Origin of the sequence: Pseudomonas kitaguniensis, from assembly GCF_009296165.1 — a bacterium.
In the GTDB taxonomy this organism is placed as follows: domain Bacteria; phylum Pseudomonadota; class Gammaproteobacteria; order Pseudomonadales; family Pseudomonadaceae; genus Aquipseudomonas; species Aquipseudomonas kitaguniensis.
In genome coordinates this window covers 1-2,721 of record NZ_VUAZ01000236.1, presented here as the reverse complement: position 1 = coordinate 2,721, position 2,721 = coordinate 1, and the positions used below count along the sequence as shown (strand labels likewise).

4 protein-coding genes are annotated in these 2,721 nt (G+C 64.3%); all 4 read left to right on the top strand.

Features of this window, described 5'->3' with window-relative positions; translation table 11 throughout:
- Positions 1-473, top strand: a 473-nt coding sequence (locus tag F0169_RS26965; RefSeq protein ID WP_152748126.1) for a malonate decarboxylase holo-ACP synthase, incomplete at its 5' end; no start/stop codon positions are given.
- Positions 470-1,369, top strand: a complete 900-nt coding sequence (gene mdcH / locus F0169_RS26960) for a malonate decarboxylase subunit epsilon (RefSeq protein ID WP_152748125.1) — start codon at positions 470-472, stop codon at positions 1,367-1,369. The genes F0169_RS26965 and mdcH, both read left to right, overlap by 4 nt.
- A gap of 66 nt (positions 1,370-1,435) precedes the next feature.
- Positions 1,436-1,849 carry a malonate transporter subunit MadL gene (gene madL / locus F0169_RS26955; RefSeq protein WP_058414524.1) on the top strand — a complete coding sequence of 138 codons (414 nt, stop codon included), beginning with the start codon at positions 1,436-1,438 and terminating at the stop codon, positions 1,847-1,849.
- A 1-nt stretch (position 1,850) separates the two neighbouring features.
- The gene (gene madM, locus F0169_RS26950; RefSeq protein WP_058414523.1) at positions 1,851-2,615 is read left to right on the top strand and encodes a malonate transporter subunit MadM; all 765 of its coding nucleotides are present in this window, start codon (positions 1,851-1,853) and stop codon (positions 2,613-2,615) included.
- Positions 2,616-2,721 lie beyond the last annotated feature (106 nt).

The window sequence follows — 2,721 nt, the reverse complement described above, 5'->3', positions numbered from 1 at the left end:
CGCCGGGCACGGTGGCGGTGGGCGTGCGCGGGCGCCTGCGCGAGCAACGGTTTGCGGCCGTGATGCCCACCGCAGCGATTCAACGGCGAGTGACGCCGCAGGCGCTGCGCGACGTGATCTCACCGCGCGATTTACCGGCGTTGCGCGCACTTGATCAACTGCGGCCGGTGTTGGCGCAGGCGCCGTGGGGCGTCACCGGTAGCGCAGGGTTTGAGTTGGCCACCGGCATTCAAGCGCTGCATGCCGGCAGCGATCTGGATTTGATTGTGTGTGCGCCCGAGCGGCTCGAACGCAGCGATGCCGAGGCGTTACTGGCGCTACTGGACACGGCGCCGTGCGCGGTAGACCTGCAACTGCAAAGCCCATTTGGCGCGTTTGCCCTGCGTGAATGGGCGGGTGGCTCACGCCGCGTGCTGCTGAAAACCGCCAGCGGGGCGCACCTGGTACTCGACCCGTGGCAGGCCGTGGCATGAGCAGCCTGCTGGTGTTTCCAGGGCAGGGCGCCCAACGGCCCGGCATGCTCCAGCGGTTGCCCGCTGAGGTGTTGGAGGAGGCCAGCAATGCGTTAGGTGAAGACGTCCGTCAGCTTGATGTGGCGCACGCTCTGGAATCCACGCGTGCTGTGCAGCTTTGTCTGTTGATCGCCGGTGTGGCGCATGCCCGCCTGCTGCAACACACCCCGGATTACGTGGCGGGCCTGTCGATTGGCGCGTACCCGGCGGCAGTCATCGCGGGCGCCCTGGACTTTGCCGATGCGCTGAAACTGGTCAGCCTGCGCGGCGAGTTGATGCAACGCGCTTATCCACAAGGCTACGGCATGACCGCGATCATCGGCGCCGAGTTGTCCACAGTCGAACAGGTGCTGGCCGACATTCACAGCCGCGAAACCCCGGTGTATTTGGCAAACATCAACGCCGACAACCAAACCGTGATTGCCGGCAGCGATGCAGCCATGCAGCGTGTGGCCGAGCGCATCAAAGGCAACGGCGTCGCCAGGCGCCTGGCGGTCAGCGTGCCGTCGCATTGCGCGTTGCTGGAGGAACCGGCGCGGGCATTGGCGCAAGCCTTCGTTACGCTCAAGACGCCGCGCATCACCTACTTGAGCAGCACCCGTGCGCGGCCGATCCACAACCCCGAACAGTTGCGCGACGACCTGGCCTTCAACATGTGCCGCGTCGTCGACTGGCGCGGCACCGTGCAAAGCGCCTATGAGCGCGGCGTGCGCCTGCAAATCGAACTGCCCCCCGGCAGCGTGCTGACCGGCCTGTCACGCCGCGTATTTGAACAAGGCACGGTGATCGCCTGTGAAGGCGCGCGCCTGGACACCTTGCAGGCCCTGCTGCAAGAGGAGGAGCGCCGCCACCGATAAGCACCACCCAAGGCTTTCGAAGCACAAAAACAACAATTTCGATCGAGCACTTTGAGGACAACAACAATGATTATTTACGGTGTGGCCCTGCTGGCAATCTGCATGCTGGCGGGCGTGATACTGGGTGACATGCTCGGCGTGTTGCTCGGCGTTAAATCCAATGTGGGCGGGGTGGGCATCGCGATGATCCTGCTGATCTGCGCGCGCCTGTGGATGCAAAAGCGCGGCGGCATGACCAAGGATTGCGAGATGGGCGTGGGCTTCTGGGGCGCGATGTATATCCCGGTGGTGGTCGCCATGGCCGCGCAACAAAACGTGGTCACCGCCTTGCACGGCGGTCCGGTGGCGGTGCTGGCGGCGATCGGTTCGGTGGTGGTGTGTGGTTGCACCATCGCCCTGATCAGCCGTACTCATAAAGGCGAACCGTTGCCCGATGAAGAACCGCTGATTGCGCCGACACCTGTTGCGGGGGGCCGCTGATATGTGGCCTCTGATTGAAAAAGGCTTGGTGAATAACGGCCTGGTCACCGCGTTCGCGTTCGTTGGCGTGGTGATGTGGGTGTCGGTGGTGCTGTCCAAGCGCCTGACCTTCGGGCGCATTCACGGCTCGGCGATTGCCATCGTGATCGGCTTGGTGCTGGCCTGGGTGGGCGGCACGCTGACCGGCGGGCAAAAAGGCCTGGCCGACGTGGCGTTGTTCTCGGGTATTGGCTTGATGGGCGGCGCGATGCTGCGTGACTTTGCCATCGTCGCCACGGCGTTTGAAGTGCAAGCCACCGAAGCGCGTAAAGCCGGGATGATCGGTGTGATTGCGCTGCTGCTGGGGACGATTCTGCCGTTTATTGTCGGCGCGAGCATGGCCTGGGCGTTTGGTTACCGTGATGCGATCAGCATGACCACCATCGGCGCGGGAGCGGTGACCTACATCGTCGGCCCGGTGACCGGTGCCGCGATTGGCGCGACCTCGGACGTGATGGCGCTGTCGATTGCCACCGGTTTGATCAAGGCGATCCTGGTGATGGTCGGCACACCGGTGGCGGCGCGTTGGATGGGCCTGGATAACCCGCGTTCGGCCATGGTGTTTGGTGGCTTGGCCGGCACCGTGAGCGGTGTGACCGCAGGCTTGGCCGCAACGGATCGGCGGTTGGTGCCGTATGGCGCGTTGACCGCGACGTTCCACACCGGGCTTGGCTGCCTGCTCGGGCCGTCGCTGCTGTACTTCATCGTGCGTGGTTTGGTCGGCTAAATTCGGGAATGTGGGTGCCTGGTCTGGCCCCATCGGGAGCAAGCCCCCTCCCACAGTTGATCGGGTTTGCATGCCCCTATTTGGCTGCAGCCCAGTGTGTGAGGCA

What these genes read in the sequence shown, in the direction of transcription:
- mdcH (WP_152748125.1), top strand. Translation starts at nt 470, where the DNA reads ATGAGCAGCCTGCTGGTGTTTCCAGGGCAGGGCGCCCAACGGCCCGGC.
- madL (WP_058414524.1), top strand. Translation starts at nt 1,436, where the DNA reads ATGATTATTTACGGTGTGGCCCTGCTGGCAATCTGCATGCTGGCGGGC.
- madM (WP_058414523.1), top strand. Translation starts at nt 1,851, where the DNA reads ATGTGGCCTCTGATTGAAAAAGGCTTGGTGAATAACGGCCTGGTCACC.